We start from the raw sequence: 18,899 nt of genomic DNA on the forward strand, positions 1-18,899 counted from the left end.
TCCCCGGCCGCGGGTCTGCGCGCCGGTCACGGCTGAGTCCGGGGTCGGCTGAGTCCGGGGTCGGACGGCCGAGAGGGCCCGATCCCAGTCGGACCGGCCGTAGTACTCGCTCATGCTCATACAGCCCACTCCCTGCGCCGAGACGTGGAGTGATTCGAGCGCGGTGTGGCGCATCGCCATCTCCTTTACGTTCCGGCACGTAATCTAATGCAGATTCCGCCGATCCGCTACACCCGGGCTCTGGGCTCCGGGCTCCGGGCCGCGGGCGGCATGGCGCCGAACCGCCCCGGAAAGGTCCAGCGCCCCCGACGGCCGTAGTCCCCCTCGGCCGTAGTCCCCCTCAGCCGTAGTACCCCGCCACCACCGCGCGCACCTCGGCCAGCAGCGCCGGCCCGTCCTGCGGCACGGGCGGCTGGCCGCTGCCGGGGCGGATGTCGAGGAGCTGCTCGTTGGAGAGGGCGAACACCACGCGCCGCAGCCCGGCCCGCTGGATGACCGGCTCGCACATGCCGCACGGCTGGCAGCTGGTGTACATCGTGGTCTGCGCGGCGGTGGCCGGGTCCAGCCGGCTCGCGGCCCACCTGGCCAGTTTGAGTTCCGGGTGCGCGGTGATGTCGTCGTCGGTGAGGGTCGTGTTGTACTCCTCCGCCAGGACCGTGCCGTCGGGGCCGGCCAGCAGCGAGCCGAACGGCGGGTTGCCGGCCGCACGGGCCTTGGCGGCGAGGGCGATGGCGTGGCGCAGGAGGGTGTGGTCGTCGGGGGTGATCGTCATCGTTGCTCCAGGGGGTGAATAAGCGTGGCCACCTCGGCGAGTGCCTTCCAGATCGCCTGCGGGTGGCAGGTCTGGCGCGGGTCGCCGTTGTAGGGGTCGAGGACGACGGTCTCGGCGCCCAGCTGCCGCAGTTGATCGAGGTCATCGGTGATCTGGTCGGTCGTGCCTTCGCCGGCGAGCCGGTCCGGCCCGTCGACCGGGCTCGCGCTGGGCTTGAGCGCGATCCGGGGGGCCAGGGCGGGCACGGGGAGTTGGAACTCCTGCGCGTAGGCCCGCAGTCTCTGCATCCCTTCGCGCAGCTGCGGCATGGTCAGGCGCAGCGGATGCCAGGCGTCCCCGAGCCGCACGGCCCGGCGCAGCCCGGCGTCGCTGTGGCCGCCGACCCAGATCGGGATCGCGCGGGTGCCGTAGTCGGCGGTGTCCGACCAGGCCGCCCGGATGTCGCGCAGGTGATCGGTCGTCAGCTGTCCGCGCCGTTCGAACGGGACCCCGAGGGCGGCGAACTCCTGCCGGGCCCAGCCGACCCCGACGCCCAGGACGAGTCGGCCGCCGCTGAGCGCATCCAGGTTGGCCGCCATCCGGGCGGTCAGCAGTGGGTGCCGGTAGGGGGCGATGAGGACGGTGGTGCCGAGCCGGACCCGGGTGGTGATGCCGGCGAGCCAGGACAGCGTGGTGAACGGCTCGTAGAAGGGGGCCGGATAGCGCGTGGCGAGGTCGGGCGTGATGGCGACGTGGTCCGAGACCATCAGCAGGTCGAACCCGAGGCCCTCGACGGTCTGGGCCCAGCTGCGCAGGACCCCGGCGTCGGTACCGGGGCCGAAATTGAGGACGTTGACTCCAAGCTTCACGACGCCGAGCCTAGCCAGCCGGACCGGGCCGCCAGAAGGGATTCCGCCCTGTTCAGAGGGGCTTTGGCCGTGGATCCGCCGGTAATCTGGGCCGATGACCGCGAATCCTGACCGCACGCTTGAACCGACGCTGAATCCAACGCTGAAGCCAACGCTGAATCCGGCGCTCGACCACACGGATTGGGCGATCCTCGATGAGCTCCAGCGGGACGGCCGGATCGCGTTCACCGAGCTGGCACGCCGGGTGAACCTGAGCGCCTCGGCGACGACGGAGCGGGTGCGACGGCTGGAGGGGGCGGGGGTGATCACGGGCTACCGGGCGGAGGTGAACCTGGAACGGACCGGGTACCTGGCGCTGGCGGTGGTCCGGCTGAAGTACCCGGGGACCCGGCACGAGCCGCTGCGCCGGCTGATCGCGCAGCGGCCGGAGATCCTGGAGTGCCTGCGCACCACCGGGGACGACTGCTACGTCCTGAAGGTGGCAGCAACCTCGATGGCCCAGCTGGAAGAACTGGTCGACTCGCTGGCCCAGTTCGGCAGCACGACCACCAACCTGGTGCTCAGCCAGATGCAGCCGTTCCGTGGCCCGCGCGTACCCCGTTGAAACCGGTGGGCTCGCGTAGTCAACCTCGATCCGACCGAGGAGGCGCGGGCGGGGGATGGGCCGGGCCGTTCCGGGGGAGGCCTGGACCGCGACCGCGACCGCGACCGCGAGGCTGCGGAGCCCGGACTGTTCGCGAAGGGCGTCTTCGTCCTCGGTCAGCTGACCGGTGGTTCGACTCGACGGACTCGATCGCGTGATCTCTCGGCTGGTTGGCATGGATGTCGTCAGTTTGCCTCGGGCCCGAACCGTCGCCTGTACGCCGACGGAGTGATGCCCGTCTCGCGACGCATCAGCGCGCGCAGATTGGTAGCGGTGCCCAGCCCGCTCAGTCGTGCGACTACCTCGAAGCGTGACTCGCCTCGCTCGATCAGCCGGCAGGCCAGGGCGAGCCGTTCCCCCGTGAGCCACATCAGCGGGGTCGTTCCCAGTTGCGTCCGGAAGCGGCGGTGCAGCGTCGCCGGACTGACCGACGCCCGCGCCGCAAGGTCCGCAATCGTGAGCGGCGAGTCGAGCCGTTCCTGCGCCCAGGCCAGGATCGGTGCCAGGGATTCGTCGGGGAGGTCGGGCATGGGCCGCTCGACGAACTGCCGCTGCCCGCCGTCGCGGTGTGCCGCGAAGACCAGGCGTCTGCTCACGGAGTTGGCGACCTCGGCACCGTGGTCGCGGCGGACCACGTGCAGCCCGAGGTCGAGTGCGGCCGCGCTTCCCGCGGCGGTGAGGATGTCACCGTCGTCAACGAACAGCACGTCTGATTCGAGGTGGACGGTGGGGAAGCGGGAGCGGAAGGAATCAGCCCACTGCCAATGGGCCGTGGCCCGGCGCCCGTCGAGGACGCCGGCCTCGGCCAGGGTGAAGGCGCCGCTGCAGAACCCGATCAGGCGAGCGCCGCGTGCGTGCGCCCGTCGGATGGTGTCCAGCACCGCGGACCGGCGGGGAACCTCGACGTCGGGGCGATTGGGGACGATCAAGGTGTCTGCCGCATCGGCCGCCTCCAGGCCGGCGACCCCGGTGAGGGTGAAGAATCCGTCTCGCATCGTGGTGGAAGGCTCTGGGGAGCAGAGCCGGAAATCGTAGAGATCGCGGCCGATCTCCGGCCTGCGCAGGCCGAAGATCTCGGTCGCGCAGCCGAGCTCGAACGGGTTCGAGTTCTCGTCCACGATCACGACCACTCGGTGTGCGCCGGGCGCTTGAGCTTGCTGCGAGGATTCTTTCGACATGTGCAATTCCTAGCACTCACCCTGCGCATCCGAGACGGCCGAGGATGAGGCCATGAGCAACCAGCCGATCTCCCTTCCCCAGGCCCTGGCCTCCTTCGACGCGCTGTGGAGTCCGCGCATCGTCACGCGCGTCAACGACTACGACGTCCGGGTCGCCAAAGTCGAGGGCGAACACATCTGGCACGCCCACGACGACACCGACGAGTTCTTCCTGGTGCTCGACGGGGAGCTGCACATCTCCTTGCGCGAGCCCGAGGGTGAGCGCACGGTCCTGCTGCCGCAGGGCGCGGTCTTCACCGTTCCCGCAGGTACGGAGCACAAGCCGTCCGCGCCGTCCGGTGCCGCGATCCTCATGTTCGAGCCGACCGGGACGCCGACCGTGGGCGACCGCCACGAGGAGATCCCCGCCCACGTGGACTCGACGACTGGCCACGTCCTCAACGCCTGAGCCGGCTTTGTCAGGGCCGCTCCCGGCCTCCCCGGCACCACCCGGATCAGGCTGCTCTCAGCTACGCTGACCTGCTGCGACAGGCCAGAGGTGACGGTCTTTCACCTCCACTCGAACCACAGCGCCTCACGGCGCAACCAAGAGCCCCGACAGAGTCGAGCCACGGCCTGGGCGAGGCTCTGCGCTTGGCGTTCATCGTCGCTGGTCACTCGACGAACGCCAAGCTCAGGCCAGACACGGCAGGTGCCGGGGCGGGGCGGAGCGCCCCCGTCCGGTCGGCGGCCAGGCGAGGACGTCGTGGATCCGCTCATCCCGGGCGAGGCCACCACTCTCCGCCGCCGCGATGCGAGCCAGCCGGGCGTGGCGGCGGGCACCGGTTCGGTCGCCGGTGCGGGTGCAGGCATCGGCCAGGCGGCGGTGTGCCAAGGCGCGGTCGGCGACGGCGCCGAGGCGTTCGGCCGCGGCGAGACCCCGATGCCACACGGCCACCTGGTCGTGCGGCTGCTCCTGCCATTCGAGAAAGCCGTCCAGTGCCCGGGCCAGCTGCCACACCAGGGTGTCCCACCCCTGCCGGTCGGCCAGGTGCTGGGCGGCGAGCAGGCAGGTGCGCTCGGCGCGGAACCACGACCTGGCGGCCCTGCGGTCGGCCAGCGGCTGCGGGGTCACACCGGCCAGCGGCGGTTCGAGTTCCAGCTGCTGGCGCCGGTGCGGGCCGAGCGCGCGGTCACCGGTGGCCGCGGTCTGCAGGTAGAAGTCCAGGACCCGCCGCAGCGCGCGCTCGCACGACTCCGTCGTGCGGTACTCGGCCGCGTACAGGCGGATCAGGTCGTTCATGCGGTACCGGCCGGGCGCGTGCTGCTCCAGCAGGTGGACCGCCTCCAGCTCCCGCAGCGCCGCCCGGGTCGCGGCCGGTGAACGGCCGAGCAGGCTCGCGGCCGCGGCGAGCCCGATCTCCGGGCCCGGGGCCACTGCGAGGAACCGCAACGCCTCGGCGGCCACCGCGCTGAGGGTCCGGTACGACAGCAGGCAGGCCGCCCGTACGTCGGCCGACGGGCTGCCCGCGTCCAACGCGTCCAGCCGCGCCGACTCGTCCTGGAGTTCCGCGGCGAAGGCCGCCAGCGGGAAGCCCGTCCTGGCTGTCGCGCGGGCTGCTGCGATGCTGATCGCCAGCGGCAGGCCCGCGCAGTGTTCCAGCATGGCGGCCACGGCCTCGGGATCGGCGCAGACCCGGTCCTCGCCCAGGTGACGGCCGAGCAGATCCCGGGACTCGGAGGCGGAGAACACGTCCAGTGGCAGCAGGTGTGCCCCGTGGGTGACGGCGAGCCCGGTCAGCCGGCGGCGGCTGGTGACCAGGACCGCGGATCCGGCGCCGCCCGGCAGCAGCGCGGCCACCTGCTCGGCGTTCGCGGCGTTGTCCAGCACGATCAGCATGCGCCGGTCCGCGACCAGGCTGCGGTACAGCCCGGTCAGCGCCTGCGGGTCCACCGGTGCCGAGCCCGGGTCCACTCCGAGAGCGTCGAGGAAGCCCCGGATCGCGGCGGCGGGCGCCAGCGGCTCTCCCCGGAGGTCGAAGCCGCGAAGGTCCACATAGAGCTGCCCCTGGGGGAAGCGGTCGGTGTTCCGGTGCGCCCAGTGCAGGGCGAGCGAGGTCTTCCCGATGCCGCCACCGCCGCTGACCACACACACCGTCACCGCCCCGCCGCCTCGGCCGGCTTGCTCCAGGGCCTGGTCGAGTATCGTGAGTTCACGCCACCGCCCGGTGAACCATCTTGGTGTGGCGGGTAGTTGGCGAGGAACGGTGCTCTCCCGCAGCATGGCGACGCGGGCGGCGGGCACCGCACCCGTCGTACCACCGGCGGCGGGCACCGCACTCGGAGCACCACCGGCAGCGGGCACCGCACCCGCCGCACCACCTGCCGCCGCACCACCCGCGGCGGCCATCAGGCAGACCGCAGTCGCGCCGTCCGCCGCGCCCGGCACGCCCGACACGTCGAGCAGCGGATCGCCGGCCAGTACGCGCTGGTGCAACTGCCGTAGCTCGGGGCCCGGATCACTTCCCAGTTCCTCCGCGAGTGCGCACCGGACCCGCTCGAAACAGCGCAGGGCGTCGGCCGTGCGGCCGCTGCGGTAGAGCGCCAGCACGAACTGAGCGGCCAGGCGCTCGTCCAGGGGGTGCGCTTCGTGGCAGTTGGCCAGTTCGGCCAGCAGCACGGCATGGCGACCGCGGCGCAACTCGAGGTCGTTGCGGTCGAGTCGGCACGCGTGGCGCATCTCGGACAGCAGTCCCCTCGCCGAGTTGAACCACGGCTTGTCCACTCCGGCGAACGGTTCGCCCCGCCACAGCCCCAGTGCCCGGTCGAACAGGGCGATGGCGTGGTCGTCGTCCGCCGCCCGTGCCCGGGTGACCAGGTCGTGGAAGACGTGCACGTCCACGGCGCCCGGGTCGGCGAGCAGCGCGTACCCGCCAGGGCGCCGGGCGATGGACGGCTGCTCCGTGGCGGCCGCGCCTCTCGAAGCGTCAGCCGGCGCGGTGTCCAGCACCTGCCGCAGCCGGGACAGGTAGCTGTACAGCGCCGGCCCGACGCGCTCCGGCACCTGGGCACCCCACACCCGGTCGGCCAGCCCCTCCATCGGGACCACACGGTTGACGTCCATCAGCAGGGCCGCGAGCACGGTGCGCTGCCGGGTCGGCCCCAGGCCCACGGTGATGCCGTCCCGGTGTGCCTGGATCTCTCCGAGCATCGCGAACCCGATCGTCAATGTGTCCCGCCCGTCTCGCGCTGAGTCCCCGTGCATGCCGCGTCCCCATTCAGGCCGCCCTGTCGGCCGATTCTAGGTTTGATCACGAATCCTGCAAGGTCGTTCCCACATGCTGGCGGTGCCGTTCCCCATGGGGCACGCCCCGGGCGCGGCCCGTACCGCAACGAGATGAATGGACGACCCATGCGCAAGTGGCTCCAGAACCTGTCCGACTCCCTGGTCGACCGCCTGGTCCCGAAGGCGGAGGCCGCCGCCGCCACCAACTGCTGGACCGAGGAGCGGTGCAGCTTCGGTCCTCCGGAGGCGTGCAGCAGCACCAACCGCAAGATGCTGTTCACCTACCTGCACTGCGCCGACGGCTCCACGAGTTTCGTTGGTTCCCGCTGTGCCAACTGCTGACGGCAGCGCCCGCTGACAGAGCCGCCGAGCCGGCGAGAAGCCCGGCGGGAGGTGGTGCGCCGCCTCCCGCCGGATCTCCGAGCACCAAGAGGATTCCACGCCATGGACGTTGTCACCTGGGCCAGCCGGGGCTGCCTGCTGGTGGTGTTCGCCCTGTCCGTCCACGGGAAGGTGCGCGGCCTGCGCGCCTTCGAGGAGTTCGCCGGGTCCGTGCGCGCCCTGGTGCCGGCCTTCGCCGGCCGGGCCCGCCCGCTCGCCGCCCTGGTCGCGGCCGCGGAGGCCGCAGTCGTGGTGACGCTTGCGGTGCCGGGCTCCGTCGTGGCCGGGCTCGCCCTCTGCACCATCCTGCTGGCCGCCTTCACCGTGCTCGCCGTCACCGCGGCACGTGCCGGGAGCAGCACCCCGTGCCGCTGCTTCGGGCAGTCGTCGACTCCGCTGGGCACCGTCCACGCGGTACGCAACGCCGCACTGCTCACCCTGGCCGGGGCCGGCCTCGCCGCCACGGCCCTGTCCGGACCGGGACACGCCACCTCGGCGACGGTGGCGACGGCGTTCCTGGCGGGCGGTGTCCTCGGCCTGCTCGCCACGGTGCTCGACGACCTCGTCGCACTCTTCCGGCCGCTGCCCTGAAAGGATTCCACCGTGAGCCCGCTCACCGTCGCCGTTGCCGCAGTCGGCGCCCTGTCCCTGCTCAACCTCGTCTTCGCCCTCGGTATCGTCAGGCGGCTGCGCGAGCACTCCGAACAGCTGGCGAACGTCGCCAGACCCGTGGCCGGGGCACCCGGGCAGGCCGTTGCCCCGGTCGGGACCCCGGTCGGAACCTTCCACACCGGGACGGCCGGCGCGGCGCTCGGCCACGAGGACCTGGCGGACGGGACCCTGGTCGCGTTCTTCTCGCCCACCTGCAAGCCCTGCCGGGACAAGCTGCCCGGGTTCGTCGCACGGTTCGCGGACCGGCCGCAGGAGCGTGACCGCGTCCTTGCCGTCGTCGTCGGGGAGGCCGAGGCCTGCGCACCGATGCTCGCCTCGCTGGCCGCCGCGGTGCCCGCCGTCCGGGAGGACCAGGACGGGCCCGTGTCCACGGCGTTCGCCGTCCGCGCCTTCCCCACCTGTGCGCGGGTGGGACGCGCGGCGGACGGGCGGCTCGTGGTGACCGAGGCCGACGTCTGGCCGCAGGCGGCCGTCCTCGCCGCGCGGTGAGCGCGCCGGTGCCGCACGGCGATGCGCGAGACCCCCGCGGAGCGCCGCGCGTCCTGGCCGCCGCGATCCGCCTGGTGCACCGGGCCGCGCCCGTCGGCCTGGCCACCTGGCTGCTGCTCACCGTCGCCGCCTCGGCGGTACCGGTGGCCGCGGCCTGGATTCTGCGGACCCTACTCGACCGCCTCGTTGCCGGAGCCGGAGCCGGAGTCGCAAGCGGGGCCGGCCTCGGCTCCGCGGGGCTCACCGCCCTGGCCCTGCCGCTGGTCGCCTGCGGCGTCGCCGCAGCGGTCGTCCCCCAACTGCTGCAGTACGTCCAGGCGCGGCTGCGCCGGGCGGTGGGGCTGCGGGCCCAGCTGGAACTGCACACAGCGGTCGACCGGTTCGTGGGACTGCGCCGCTTCGAGGACCCGCGCTTCCTGGACCGGCTGCGGCTGGCCCAGCAGTTCGGCGGCTCCGCCCCCGTGGACGCGGCCGGCAGCGGGATCGGGCTCGTCGGAGCGCTGGTGACCCTCACCGGGTTCCTCGGGACACTCACCCTGCTCGGGCCCTGGATGGCGGCGGCGGTCCTGGCCTCCGGCATACCGGTCCTGTGCGCCGAGATCGCGCTCAGCCGCCGCCGGGCGGCGGTGGCCTGGGCCGTCGGCCCGGTGGAACGCAGGGAGCTGTTCTACAGCGCCCTGCTGACGAACCTACGGGCCGCGAAGGAGATCCGGCTCTTCGGCGTGGGGCGGTTCCTGCGCGAGCGGATGCTGGTGGAGCGCCGTACCTCCGACACCGCCAAGGCGCGGATGGACCGTCAGGAGCTCACCGTTCAGGCCGCACTCGCCCTGCTGTCGGCCGTGGTGGCCGGCGCCGGCCTGCTGTGGGCCGTGACGGCGGCCCGCTCCGGCCGCATCACCATCGGGGACGTCACGCTGCTGGTCGCCGCCCTGCCCGCCGTACAGGCGGCACTCGCCAACCTCGCGCTCGAACTGGCCCGCACCCACCAGGCCGTGCTGATGTTCCGTCACTTCATCGCCGTCACCGGCGCACCGCCCGACCTTCCGCTGCCCGCGCGGCCCGCCTGCGTGCCGCCGCTGCGCCAGGCGGTGGAGTTCCGCGACGTGTGGTTCCGCTACGGCGACCAGCAGCCCTGGGTGCTCAAGGGCGTCGACCTGGTGATCCCCGCGGGGCAGTCGGTGGGTCTGGCCGGCCTCAACGGCGCCGGCAAGTCCACCCTGGTGAAGCTGCTCTGCCGGTTCTACGACCCCACCCGCGGCCAGATCCTCTGGGACGGCACGGACCTGCGCGAACTGTGCCCGCGCGAGCTACGCCGACGGATCGGAGCGACCTTCCAGGACTACATGGAGTACGACCTCACGGCACGCGAGAACATCGCTCTCGGCGACCTCACGGCGCTGGCGGACGATCCCCGGGTCGAACGGGCCGCCGAACTCGCCGGTGTGCACCGCCAGCTCGCGCGCCTGCCGAACGGCTACGACACCCTGCTCAGCCGCATCTTCTTCAGCGAGCAGGACAAGCAGGACGCCGACACCGGCCTGGTGCTCTCCGGCGGTCAGTGGCAACGGCTGGCCCTGGCCCGCTCGCTCGTGCGCGCCGACGCGGACCTGCTCATCCTCGACGAACCCAGCTCCGGCCTGGACCCGGAAGCCGAGTACGCCGTCCACCAGCGCCTGCGCCGGCACCGCGCAGGCCGCGCCGGGCTGCTCATCTCACACCGCCTCAGCACCCTGCGCGACGCGGACACCGTCGCCGTCCTGGAGGACGGTCGGATCACCGAGGCGGGACCGCACCAGGAGCTGATCCGTCGCGACGGCTCCTATGCCCGGCTCTTCCGCCTCCAGGCCAGCGGATACGCACCCGCCGACGGCGACGGACCGCGGTCACCCGACGCGCCGGCCGTACGGATCGTCCTCGGCGAGCACGGGACGGCGTCGTGATCGCACGGCTCGTCCGCCGCCTGCTGCGCGCCCGCCTGCTCGCCGTCACCGTGACCGGCCCCAGCATGGAGCCCTCCCTGCGCGACGGGGACCGCGTCCTGGTGATGCGCCGGCACCCGCGCCGCCTGGCCCGCGGCCACATCGTGGTGCTCGGACCGGACGGTGACAGGCGCGTCCCGGGCGCGGGGCCGCGCGGCCTGCTCATCAAGCGGATAGCGGCCGCTCCGGGTGACCTGGTCCCGCCGCCCCTGGCCGTCCGGCTCGGCTGCCCGCCGGGTTCGACCGTGCCACCGGGCCGCTTCCTGGTCCTGGGCGACAACCCGGCTCTCAGTCTCGACTCCCGCCACTTCGGCTACGTGGCGCAGGACCGGGTGGTGGGGGTGGCGGTCCGTTCGCTGCGCTGCGCACCGGCGGGAGGCTGAGCCCCGCCTCCCGGCCCGCACCCGCTCTCCGGGGTGTTCCTTCGCCGGGATTCGTCCACTGGCGCGAGCAGCAGATCAGCTGGCGGGCCGGGCGCGCGCTGCACGCTCTGGTGTTGGTGGCGTGCCGGGTCGAGGCCTTTGGTTGTCGCGGGGCTGCAGTCGGGTGAACACGCTCCAGCGGTCCCGTGAAGCGTTCTCACGCCCGTGTGCCGAACCTCTCGGTGATGTTGCCCGGGCGTGAGCGCGTGTGCTCGGTGGTCAGTGCTTGAGGCCGCGCAGCAGCCGTACGTACAGGCTCCAGCGCGCCGGGCGGGCCACCGCACCCGCGCAGGCGAGTTCGGCGCGGTCCAGGCTGTCCTCCAGGCACGCGTCGTGGAGCGGCCGCCAGACGAGCGGCCAGCCGAGACGGGCCGGCCCACGGGCGTCCATGGCGAGGGTGTGGCGCAGGAGCGTGTGCTCCTCGTCGACGGCCAGGGCGGCGTATTCGTGGAACCCGTGGAAGCCGCGTGGCCCGGTGAAAGCGAAGCGCACCCACTTCGAGGGGACGTACGCGGCAACGGTGTAGCGGACCGGGCCGTGCCCGCCGACCGCTCCGGTCGCCAGGGGGCGGTCGAACTCCATCTGAGGCCAGCCCAGTTGCGCCCAGAGTTTGTCGTCGCTGCTCGACAGGGTGTCTATCAGCGCTCCCACCTCGCTCTCCTTCGCGGCCAGCAAGCGCTCGTGCACGTTGTAGACGCCCATGCGTCCTCCCAGTACTCGTTTTAGAGGTGTATCTCTAATACTCTGGAGAGTACTCTCCAACTCATGGCCAGACCACCCCGCTTCGACACGAACCAGCTCCTGGACGCCGCCGTGCGGCGGGCCGCCGTATCGGGCCCGGCCGGGGTGACCATGTCCGCGGTCGCCAAGGAGGTGGGAGCCCCGAGCGGTTCGGTGTACCACCGCTTCGCCGGACGGTCCGCACTGCTCGCCGAGGTGTGGCTGCGGACGGTCGAGAGCTTCCAGGAAGGCTACTTCGAAGCCCTCGAAGCGGACATCGACGCGCGGCGGGCCGGGCGCGCGGCGGCACGCCACGTCGTCGCCTGGAGCCGCGCCCACCCGCAGGACGCCGCTCTCCTCCTCTACGGCGCCGAGGAGTTCGGGCGCGCCGACTGGTCCGAGGAACACCTGCACCGCGCCGAGCACGGCCAGCAGCGCGTGCGCACCGCCCTCGCAGCCCTCGCCGAGGCGCTGGGCGCCGAGGGCCCCCAGGCCAGCGAATGCGTCACTGTCGCCCTGGTCGACCTACCCCTCTCGCTGGTCCGCCGCCATCTGCGGGCCGGCGCACCCCTTCCAGCCCACGCCGAGGAGCTCGCCGAGGAGTGCGCCACCGCACTGCTCGGCACGCTTCCAACCGGGCCGGCTTCTCCGAAGACGGCCCCGGCTACCAACTGAAGAACCGCCTCACGGCCACCGAACGGGACACCAAAGTCGCCTGACGACTGAGCTTGGCGCTTGTCTACGTCACGGAGCTGCGTCCAGAGCCGGTTGGCTTCGGCGACTACGAGACCGCGCCCCGCCCCGGCGACCGCTCCCAAAACCCCGAAGCCGCCCACGGAGATCACCGTGCCCGCCGGTCACACCCCGTCGGGAACGATCACTCGGGTGCTTCGCCGATCCGGGGCGCGTTAGTCGGGTGCTTCGCCGAACTGGTTGCGCCGGGCGATCAGGTAGGCGTGTTCCGCCTGGTTGTCGGTGAGCCGGGCTGCGGTGTCGAAGGCTTGCCGGGCCTCGCCGGTCCGCCCGAGGCGGGCGAGGAGGTCGCCGCGGATTGCGTGGAACAGGTGGAAGGTTCCGTGGTCCAGGCCGTCCACCAGCCGCAGTGCCGCCGCGGGACCCTCGATCTCGGCGAGGGCGACCGCGCGGTTGAGTGTGACCATCGGACTGGGGTCGAGTTGTGCGAGGTGGTCGTAGAGCGCGAGGATCTGCGTCCAGTCGGTGACCGGGTCGGTGTGCACGGCGTTGATCGCGGCGAGCAACTGGTAGCGGCCGGGCCGGTTTCGGCGCAGGCAGGTGCGGACGACCGCCCTGCCCTGGGCGATCAGGTCGGCGTCCCACCGGGAGCGGTCCTGGTCGGCGAGCCGCACCAGAGCGCCGTCGGCGTCGGTACGCGCGGGGCGACGCGCCTCGGTCAGCAGCATCAGCCCGAGCAGTCCCGCGGCCTCCGGCTCGTCCGGCATCAGCTGGACCAGCAGACGGGCGAGCCGGATCGCTTCGATGCACAGTTCGCCGCGGGCGAGCTCCGCGCCGGAGGTGGCGACATAGCCCTCGTTGAAGATCAGGTAGAGCACGGCGAGCACCGCGTCGAGGCGTTCGGGCAGGTCGGCCTCGTACGGCACCCGGTAGGGGATGTGCGCATCGCGGATCTTCGCCTTCGCCCGCACGAGCCGCTGCGCCATCGTGGCTTCGGACACCAAGAAGGCACGGGCGGTCTCGGCCGTGGTGAGCCCGCCGAGCAGGCGCAGGGTGAGAGCCACTTGGGCGGGGCGGGCCAGGGCCGGGTGGCAGCAGGTGAACACGAGCCGCAGCCGGTCGTCCGGCACGGCGCCTCCCTCGACGGGTTCGGCCGCCGGGGCGCTGACGAGTGCGGCCTCGGCGTGCTTGTGCGCGCGAACGGTTTCGCGGCGCAGGTGGTCGATGGCCCGGTTGCGGGCGGTGGTGATGATCCAGCCGGCCGGACTGGGCGGGGCGCCGTCGACCGGCCACTTGACCAGTGCGGTCGCGAAGGCGTCGGCGACCGCGTCCTCGGCCAGGTCGATGTCGCCGAGCCCGCGCACGAGTACGGAGACTGCTCGGCCGTACTCGGCGCGGAAGACGGCCGCGATCTCCTGGGGCGTCATCGGGGTGGGACTCAAAAGGGTTCGACGTCCTGGAACGGGCGGACCTCGATCGGCAGCGTCGTGGCGGCCGCCGCCTTGCGGCCCCAGGAGAGCGCCGCGTCCAGATCGGGCGCGGTGATCACCCAGATGCCGCCGATGCACTCCTTGCCCTCGACGTACGGGCCATCGGTGATCATGCCGTCGGCCCGTACCACCGTGGCGGTGCTGGGCGCGTGCAGGCCGCCGGTGAACACCCACGAGCCGCTCTCGCGCAACTCCTCGTTCAGTTGGTGCAGGTCGGCGGCGATCCGGGCCAGGGTCTCGGCGTCGGGCGACGGGCCGTCCGGCTGGTAGATCGAGAGCAGGTACTGCGGCATGGTCCCTCCCTTATCGGCGGGTGTAGCGGGCGATGATGACGCCCTTGGTGGTGGTGACGGAGTCGGTGAGCTCGAACTCGGTCAGCGGCGCGGGGCCCTCGAACAGGCGCGTGCCGCCGCCCAGGGTCAGCGGGTGGATCAGCAGCTGGTAGTGGTCGATCAGGCCGGCGGCGTGCAGGGCGTGGACCAACGAGGCGCTGCCGATGATCGACAGGTCGTTGCCGGGGGTGGCCTTGAGGTCGGCCACCGTCCGGGCGGCCTCCCCGCTCAGCAGGATCGAGTTCTGCCAGGCGTCGGCGTCCTTCAGGGTCCTGGACACGACGTACTTCGTGGCCGCGTTCATGTGCGTGGTGAACGGGTTGCCGTCCATCGCGCCCGCCCACACGCCGATGAAGTCCTGCCAGGTCCGGTGGCCGAAGAGCATGTCGCCGGGCTTGGCCATGCTCTTGCCCATCTCCCGGCCCATGACCTGGTCGTTGTACTGCCCGCCCCAGCCTCCGTGGGCGAATCCGCCGCGGGTGTCCTCATCCGCGCGGCCGAGGCCCTGGACCACTCCATCGAGGGTGACCGACATCGTGGCCGTGATAGACCGCATGACCTGCTCCTTTACTCCGCGGACCGCTCTTGCGCGGCTCGACTCACCCTCTACACGAACAGCCCCCGGCGAAATCGACACCAGCCACGACACCAGATCCCCGTCCAAGCGGCCACCGGACCCGCCGCCCCGCATGATCACGCCTTCGACGCGGTCCCCGGCGCACCCGAGAAGACGCCGTGGGGCCCGGTCGGCCGGCTCCGGGGCCCGCCGGCGGAAGGCGGAGTCGGGCGCGCTGAGCCCGGTGGAAGCCCCTACCGGCGGACACTTCCAGCGGTCCTCAGCCGGGCCCCGGTGTCGTCGTCGAAGTCCTCGCAGAACGCGGCGAGGGCATCGGTGAGGTGATCCATCGAGCGTGCGGCGAACAGGACGGGCTGGTACCCCTCGACCCGGTACGCGGTGCCTGCCATCGCGCGCAGGTCCCAGTCGCGGATCTCGCACCGGGGCAGTCGGCGCAGCTCGCCGGGCGAGGAGAGCAGCGCCGCGCCGTACGCCTTGACCGCCCCGGCCTCGGCGACCACGCCGCATTCGAGGGTGTACCAGTACACCCGGCTGAGCAGGCTGAGGGCTTTCTCGGTCCGCACGTGTGCGGCTGCCCGGCCGACCAGGCGGTACAGCTCGGCGAACCGGGCCGAGGCCAGGTGGACGCCGTGGCCGAACACGTCGTGGATCACGTCGGGTTCGGGCGTGTACAGCGGAGCTGCGGGGTGCCGGACGAACTGCACCGCGTGGAAGTAGCCGTGCCGCAGCGCCCCCAGGAACCGCCGGTTCGGCACGAAGCCACCGGCCAGGGTGAAGTCGAATCCGGTCCGGGCCCGCAGGTGCGCCCCGACCTCGCCGTGCTGCGGGATGCGGTCCGCGGGGATGCACGCGTCCTCGCGGGCGGCCAGCACCGCCCGGCACGCGTGGGCCCGCAGGGCGGGCTCCAGTGCCGCGTGGACCGTGCGCCACGTCGCGTGCTCCGCAGCGCGGTACGCGACCGACGGCGAGGGGTCGCCGACCCAGTGGCCGCGCGCCAACGCGACGAGCGCGCCTCGCCGCGCCAGATAGCGGGGGTCACGCCGACCGGGGTGCAGAGCGACAGGGCCGAGCCTGCCGTCCGGCGTGACCGGGACCAGCTCCGATGCATCGCTCATGGCTTCTACCCTTCCCCGGCGGGACCGTGAATCACCATCAACGACTCCACGGCACCCCAGCCGGGCTGGAACGGTGAGGCTCGCCCAAGGTCCGCGTCGTACCAGCGGGAAGGCTCTTTCTGCGTGCTCACGGCCGGGGCACGTCCCAAGCGCGTCGTCGCCTCCCACGGCCGCGGGGTGGTCGGTCACGCCTGCTCGCGCCTGCTCGCCGACCTGGCCGACGCCACCGGCCCCGTCACATCGAGAACTCACAACGGTAGACCCCGTCATGAGCCCAGGAGGCTTGGCCGGGGCAGGGCGCGGATGTTTGAATTCGCGTCAGTTGTGCTTGCCACAGCGGCAAGTCATGAACACGACAGGAATGATCATGGAATCTGGACGGGCTGGTGGGTTCACCAACGCCATCGCCGCTGCCTGCCTCGCGGCGGCGGCAGTCCTCGCAGTGGGCGCAGCGAATGCCGGCCACGGGTCCCGGCACGCCGAGGCGGGCCCGCACCCCTTCATCCACGCGGTGCACGTGAGCGCCGGGGTCAGCCCGGCCAACGCCGCCGGGACCGTGTGGCCCAGCGTCGCATAGTGACCCGAGTCGCAGACTCCTCGGCCGATGCGGTCAATCCGGCCGATCCGGGCGATGCGGCCGGCGGCCTGATCGCGCGCGGCGCGCGGCGTCGCGCCCCCGCCTCCGCAGCAAGGCCGTCAGGCCTTGCCCAAGCCGCAGGTCTCTGTTCCTTCAACCGGGGCCGCGCAGCGCAGCAGCCTGGTTGCGCTGGTTGGCGCGAAGCGGCGACCGTCCCGCTGTGGGGCGGGGGATGAGGGCCACCCTGCCGAGCAGTGAAGCGGTCCCGCCGACACACAGCCCCGCGCCGGAGCCACCAGCGGCGAGTCCCGGTGTTTCCCTCCCCGGCACCGGGGAGGGAAACACCGGCCCGGTCGCCGACGCCCGTTCTATGACCCGCCCTGACGCAGACCCCGCAGTGGCGTCGAGGCCAAACCGGTGACTCCGGCCACGCTGCCGAGGACAGCGCACAGAACGATCGCGCTCCTGGCACCGTCCGTGTTCGCGAGCCAGCCCAGCACGTTGTTTGCCACCACCAGCGCCAAGCTCTGCACGAGCGTCAGCAGGGACTGGACCCGGGACAAGTGTGTGTCCGGGGCGCCGGCCAGGACCAGCGGGCCAACGTGACACGCGAACATGCCCGATCCCGCACCAATGACCACTGCCGCGGCAATGGCTGCGGCAGGGGCTGGAGCCGCCGCGAGTCCGGCGAGTCCCACCGCGGCGACCGCCAGGCCCAGGCTCGTGCCCATGCCGATCCGGCGCATAGGACCCAGGCGAGCAGCCAGCAGCGCGGCCAGGAGTATCCCGGCACCCTGCCCCGCGGCGACCAGGCCCGCCGATCCGGGCCCCCAGCCGTTGGAACGGGCCAGCAACGGGCTGAGCAGGGCAACTGCCGGCAGCAGTCCCGCCGCAGCCGCTGCCGTCAGCAGCAGTGCGGGTCGAAGGACGGGATCCGTCGCCGCGAGCTTCACCCCGTCGGCGATCCCCGCAAGCAGGCGCTCCGCGCGAGGGGGCCGCTCCGTCTCGGCCGCCGGGCGCACCCACACCATGACGGCCAGGACGGCAGCGAAGCTTCCCGCGTCGACCAGGGCCGTCCAGCTCAGGCCCGCCATCGCCACCAGCACCGCCCCCAGCGGGGCGCCGAGCAGTGAGGCCACCTGGCCACCGGCCTGTCGCAGGGCCATCGCCCGGGGCAGTTGTTCCTTGCTCACCAGGCGGCGCGGCATGGATCCCGTCGCCGGAAGATAGAACGCATCGACGGTCCCGACCACAGCAGCGAACCCGAGCAGCATCCATGGCGGCGTTCCCCAGGTCCGGGCCGCCACGGCCAGGGCGAGTACAGCTGCAAGCATCGCCACATCGCCGGTGATCATCACGCGGCGGGCACCGAAGCGGTCACCTACTGCCCCGCCGAGCAACAGGAGCATGGTCCGCGGCAGCGTGATCGCGGTCAGCACCATCGCGGCCATCTGACCGCCGTGGGCACTGGCCGCCCAGCCGAGAGCGAAGTAGAGGGCTGCGTCACCGACCTGAGACGCTCGGGTCCCCGCGAGCCAAAACAGATACGACCGGGGGAGAACTGGTCGCGAGGGAGGAGTAACAACGGACTCCGTGGTGCCAAGTGATGCCATGGCCGCTGACCATAGGACCCTCAAGTTGGTCGAGGGCTAGTGACGGGCCATCAGCAGTTGTCGAGCGACGCTCGTCTCGCCGCCTTCTCGAAGATTTTCTGGCGCAAGGGACGAAGGACTGTGGTGATCCAATGTCACGGACCTGTAGCCTATGTGTCGTCGCAGTTCAGAGCCAGTATCCGAGCTTCTGCGGTCGGTAAGAGGGTCTGGCGGAACCGGCGATTCGGGTCGTACGCGCCGAGCTGGGATCCGGCCGGCGATCACAGCCCGAACAGCTTGTTCGCGGCGTCGATGGTCCAGGGTGGTTTCGCTCTGCAGATCCCGGCGGCCGAGCTGTACTACCAGCTGCTGCCGACCCACCGGGTGATGATGCTGGAGCTGATCGGCGGCACCGTCCCCGTCGAGCAGTGGCCGACCCTGCTGACCCGGGCCCAGCGCATCGAGCCCGCCCGCGAGATGGCCCAGCGGGCCGCTGCGGCAGCCGATCGCCCGGCAAGCGCGGTTGGACCTGTGCCGGTAGGCGATGTACTGCCGGAGCTCGACACCGTGGCCATCGCCCAGGGCGAGCAGGCGAGCGTCGAGATCGGCGTACAACTCCTGCAGGGCCAGCGAAGCACGCTCGATCGCCTCACGGGCAGTCTTGCGCCCAGGGCCGCTGACGGCACGGCTGGCCCCGTCAACATCGCTCCTTGCCAGCGTAGTTGGACCGCTGGACACCGCGGCGTGCAGTTCCAGGGCCAGCATGTCCCCCTCGAAACGCTGATAACGGACGAGGTCGATCCGGCGGTTCATCTCGCCGATCGCGTGGACGTCGTAGCGGACTGGGGAAGGGACGGTGTTCCAAGCGTGCGCTATTCCCCGGTCGGGAGGCAGCGCCCCGGATGCAGGAGTTGCCTTGCCACGGCCTTGCAGGGGCTGCGCTGGAGCACCAGTCTGTCGAAGGATGTCGGCGGCCCTGTGCTCGTTCACGCCCAAGGCCGAAGGCCGACACCCGCGCCCCAAGGTCGCGACAGGGAGCAACTCGGGGTGGATATCACCCGGTAAATCCCGGAATCACCGCCTCTTCTGAGGCGACGTTACATAGTGTCCAACGGGGCACGGTGGCGCCTTCGTTCCCGTTCGGCTTGTGACTT

The 18,899-nt window shown here is 72.0% G+C and carries 20 protein-coding genes; 10 read left to right on the forward strand and 10 right to left on the reverse strand.

The window, feature by feature from the left end; genetic code table 11:
• Positions 1-340: 340 nt before the first annotated feature.
• Positions 341-772, reverse strand: a complete 432-nt coding sequence (locus tag ACFZB9_RS22410) for a nucleoside deaminase (RefSeq protein WP_391449691.1) — start codon at positions 770-772, stop codon at positions 341-343.
• The gene (locus tag ACFZB9_RS22415) at positions 769-1,620 is read right to left on the reverse strand and encodes a TIGR03619 family F420-dependent LLM class oxidoreductase (protein WP_391449693.1); all 852 of its coding nucleotides are present in this window, start codon (positions 1,618-1,620) and stop codon (positions 769-771) included. Before ACFZB9_RS22415 ends, ACFZB9_RS22410 begins: the two co-directional genes overlap by 4 nt.
• A 94-nt stretch (positions 1,621-1,714) precedes the next feature.
• Here ACFZB9_RS22415 and ACFZB9_RS22420 point away from each other — a divergent pair, with 94 nt between their 5' ends.
• Positions 1,715-2,224 carry an Lrp/AsnC family transcriptional regulator gene (locus ACFZB9_RS22420; protein WP_391449695.1) on the forward strand — a complete coding sequence of 170 codons (510 nt, stop codon included), beginning with the start codon at positions 1,715-1,717 and terminating at the stop codon, positions 2,222-2,224.
• Between the two features lie 224 nt (positions 2,225-2,448).
• Here ACFZB9_RS22420 and ACFZB9_RS22425 read toward each other — a convergent pair whose 3' ends face one another.
• Complete coding sequence (locus tag ACFZB9_RS22425) at positions 2,449-3,441, reverse strand: GlxA family transcriptional regulator (RefSeq protein WP_391449698.1); 993 nt, start codon at positions 3,439-3,441, stop codon at positions 2,449-2,451.
• 52 nt (positions 3,442-3,493) lie between these two features.
• Between ACFZB9_RS22425 and ACFZB9_RS22430 the strand changes: the two genes are divergently transcribed.
• On the forward strand, positions 3,494-3,889 hold the full coding sequence (locus ACFZB9_RS22430; RefSeq protein WP_391449700.1) for a cupin domain-containing protein: 396 nt from the start codon (positions 3,494-3,496) through the stop codon (positions 3,887-3,889).
• Positions 3,890-4,114: 225 nt separating this feature from the next.
• On the opposite strand, the gene ACFZB9_RS22435 is transcribed toward ACFZB9_RS22430, so the two are convergent.
• Positions 4,115-6,631, reverse strand: a complete 2,517-nt coding sequence (locus tag ACFZB9_RS22435) for a BTAD domain-containing putative transcriptional regulator (RefSeq protein WP_391449702.1) — start codon at positions 6,629-6,631, stop codon at positions 4,115-4,117.
• A 201-nt stretch (positions 6,632-6,832) separates the two neighbouring features.
• On the opposite strand from ACFZB9_RS22435, the gene ACFZB9_RS22440 reads away from it, so the two are divergent.
• The 5 genes from ACFZB9_RS22440 to ACFZB9_RS22460 all read left to right on the forward strand — a co-directional run bounded on the left by ACFZB9_RS22440 (position 6,833) and on the right by ACFZB9_RS22460 (position 10,610).
• Positions 6,833-7,048, forward strand: a complete 216-nt coding sequence (locus tag ACFZB9_RS22440; RefSeq protein ID WP_184944984.1) for a hypothetical protein — start codon at positions 6,833-6,835, stop codon at positions 7,046-7,048.
• Positions 7,049-7,150: 102 nt separating this feature from the next.
• Positions 7,151-7,678 (forward strand): MauE/DoxX family redox-associated membrane protein, encoded by a 528-nt coding sequence (locus tag ACFZB9_RS22445; protein WP_391449704.1) that lies wholly within the window; start codon positions 7,151-7,153, stop codon positions 7,676-7,678.
• A gap of 12 nt (positions 7,679-7,690) precedes the next feature.
• Positions 7,691-8,248, forward strand: a complete 558-nt coding sequence (locus tag ACFZB9_RS22450) for a hypothetical protein (protein ID WP_391449706.1) — start codon at positions 7,691-7,693, stop codon at positions 8,246-8,248.
• An 8-nt stretch (positions 8,249-8,256) separates the two neighbouring features.
• Complete coding sequence (locus tag ACFZB9_RS22455; protein WP_391449708.1) at positions 8,257-10,188, forward strand: ABC transporter ATP-binding protein; 1,932 nt, start codon at positions 8,257-8,259, stop codon at positions 10,186-10,188.
• On the forward strand, positions 10,185-10,610 hold the full coding sequence (locus ACFZB9_RS22460; RefSeq protein ID WP_391449710.1) for a S26 family signal peptidase: 426 nt from the start codon (positions 10,185-10,187) through the stop codon (positions 10,608-10,610). Before ACFZB9_RS22455 ends, ACFZB9_RS22460 begins: the two co-directional genes overlap by 4 nt.
• Positions 10,611-10,868: 258 nt before the next feature.
• Here ACFZB9_RS22460 and ACFZB9_RS22465 read toward each other — a convergent pair whose 3' ends face one another.
• Positions 10,869-11,351: an SRPBCC family protein gene (locus ACFZB9_RS22465; RefSeq protein ID WP_391449712.1), complete on the reverse strand. Its 483-nt coding sequence runs from the start codon at positions 11,349-11,351 to the stop codon at positions 10,869-10,871.
• 63 nt (positions 11,352-11,414) lie between these two features.
• On the opposite strand from ACFZB9_RS22465, the gene ACFZB9_RS22470 reads away from it, so the two are divergent.
• Positions 11,415-12,044, forward strand: a complete 630-nt coding sequence (locus ACFZB9_RS22470) for a TetR/AcrR family transcriptional regulator (RefSeq protein WP_391449713.1) — start codon at positions 11,415-11,417, stop codon at positions 12,042-12,044.
• Between the two features lie 233 nt (positions 12,045-12,277).
• Here the strand turns inward: ACFZB9_RS22470 and ACFZB9_RS22475 are convergent, their stop codons facing one another.
• The 4 genes from ACFZB9_RS22475 to ACFZB9_RS22490 all read right to left on the reverse strand — a co-directional run bounded on the left by ACFZB9_RS22475 (position 12,278) and on the right by ACFZB9_RS22490 (position 15,576).
• Positions 12,278-13,489: an RNA polymerase sigma factor gene (locus tag ACFZB9_RS22475; protein WP_391449715.1), complete on the reverse strand. Its 1,212-nt coding sequence runs from the start codon at positions 13,487-13,489 to the stop codon at positions 12,278-12,280.
• An 11-nt stretch (positions 13,490-13,500) separates the two neighbouring features.
• On the reverse strand, positions 13,501-13,845 hold the full coding sequence (locus tag ACFZB9_RS22480; protein WP_391449717.1) for a YciI family protein: 345 nt from the start codon (positions 13,843-13,845) through the stop codon (positions 13,501-13,503).
• Positions 13,846-13,855: 10 nt separating this feature from the next.
• On the reverse strand, positions 13,856-14,440 hold the full coding sequence (locus ACFZB9_RS22485) for a dihydrofolate reductase family protein (protein ID WP_391449719.1): 585 nt from the start codon (positions 14,438-14,440) through the stop codon (positions 13,856-13,858).
• Between the two features lie 254 nt (positions 14,441-14,694).
• Complete coding sequence (locus ACFZB9_RS22490) at positions 14,695-15,576, reverse strand: phenylalanine 4-monooxygenase (protein ID WP_391449721.1); 882 nt, start codon at positions 15,574-15,576, stop codon at positions 14,695-14,697.
• A gap of 367 nt (positions 15,577-15,943) precedes the next feature.
• On the opposite strand from ACFZB9_RS22490, the gene ACFZB9_RS22495 reads away from it, so the two are divergent.
• Positions 15,944-16,153, forward strand: coding sequence for a hypothetical protein (locus ACFZB9_RS22495; RefSeq protein WP_391449975.1), 210 nt, complete (start codon positions 15,944-15,946; stop codon positions 16,151-16,153).
• Between the two features lie 368 nt (positions 16,154-16,521).
• On the opposite strand, the gene ACFZB9_RS22500 is transcribed toward ACFZB9_RS22495, so the two are convergent.
• A complete protein-coding gene (locus ACFZB9_RS22500) occupies positions 16,522-17,766 on the reverse strand; it encodes an MFS transporter (RefSeq protein WP_391449723.1) in 1,245 nt (414 codons plus the stop codon).
• 39 nt (positions 17,767-17,805) lie between these two features.
• Between ACFZB9_RS22500 and ACFZB9_RS22505 the strand changes: the two genes are divergently transcribed.
• The gene (locus ACFZB9_RS22505) at positions 17,806-18,810 is read left to right on the forward strand and encodes a hypothetical protein (protein WP_391449725.1); all 1,005 of its coding nucleotides are present in this window, start codon (positions 17,806-17,808) and stop codon (positions 18,808-18,810) included.
• The last annotated feature ends 89 nt before the right edge of the window (positions 18,811-18,899 follow it).

The organism is Kitasatospora sp. NPDC008050 (assembly GCF_042957465.1).
Taxonomy (GTDB): Bacteria; Actinomycetota; Actinomycetes; order Streptomycetales; family Streptomycetaceae; genus Kitasatospora.

Bases quoted from the DNA above. Each gene is read 5' to 3' on its own strand.
- ACFZB9_RS22410 (WP_391449691.1), bottom strand. From the start codon at position 772: ATGACGATCACCCCCGACGACCACACCCTCCTGCGCCACGCCATCGCC.
- ACFZB9_RS22420 (WP_391449695.1), top strand. From the start codon at position 1,715: ATGACCGCGAATCCTGACCGCACGCTTGAACCGACGCTGAATCCAACG.
- ACFZB9_RS22425 (WP_391449698.1), bottom strand. From the start codon at position 3,441: ATGTCGAAAGAATCCTCGCAGCAAGCTCAAGCGCCCGGCGCACACCGA.
- ACFZB9_RS22430 (WP_391449700.1), top strand. From the start codon at position 3,494: ATGAGCAACCAGCCGATCTCCCTTCCCCAGGCCCTGGCCTCCTTCGAC.
- ACFZB9_RS22435 (WP_391449702.1), bottom strand. From the start codon at position 6,631: ATGCTCGGAGAGATCCAGGCACACCGGGACGGCATCACCGTGGGCCTG.
- ACFZB9_RS22440 (WP_184944984.1), top strand. From the start codon at position 6,833: ATGCGCAAGTGGCTCCAGAACCTGTCCGACTCCCTGGTCGACCGCCTG.
- ACFZB9_RS22445 (WP_391449704.1), top strand. From the start codon at position 7,151: ATGGACGTTGTCACCTGGGCCAGCCGGGGCTGCCTGCTGGTGGTGTTC.
- ACFZB9_RS22465 (WP_391449712.1), bottom strand. From the start codon at position 11,351: ATGGGCGTCTACAACGTGCACGAGCGCTTGCTGGCCGCGAAGGAGAGC.
- ACFZB9_RS22470 (WP_391449713.1), top strand. From the start codon at position 11,415: ATGGCCAGACCACCCCGCTTCGACACGAACCAGCTCCTGGACGCCGCC.
- ACFZB9_RS22475 (WP_391449715.1), bottom strand. From the start codon at position 13,489: ATGACGCCCCAGGAGATCGCGGCCGTCTTCCGCGCCGAGTACGGCCGA.
- ACFZB9_RS22480 (WP_391449717.1), bottom strand. From the start codon at position 13,845: ATGCCGCAGTACCTGCTCTCGATCTACCAGCCGGACGGCCCGTCGCCC.
- ACFZB9_RS22485 (WP_391449719.1), bottom strand. From the start codon at position 14,440: ATGCGGTCTATCACGGCCACGATGTCGGTCACCCTCGATGGAGTGGTC.
- ACFZB9_RS22490 (WP_391449721.1), bottom strand. From the start codon at position 15,576: ATGAGCGATGCATCGGAGCTGGTCCCGGTCACGCCGGACGGCAGGCTC.
- ACFZB9_RS22495 (WP_391449975.1), top strand. From the start codon at position 15,944: ATGGAATCTGGACGGGCTGGTGGGTTCACCAACGCCATCGCCGCTGCC.
- ACFZB9_RS22500 (WP_391449723.1), bottom strand. From the start codon at position 17,766: ATGGCATCACTTGGCACCACGGAGTCCGTTGTTACTCCTCCCTCGCGA.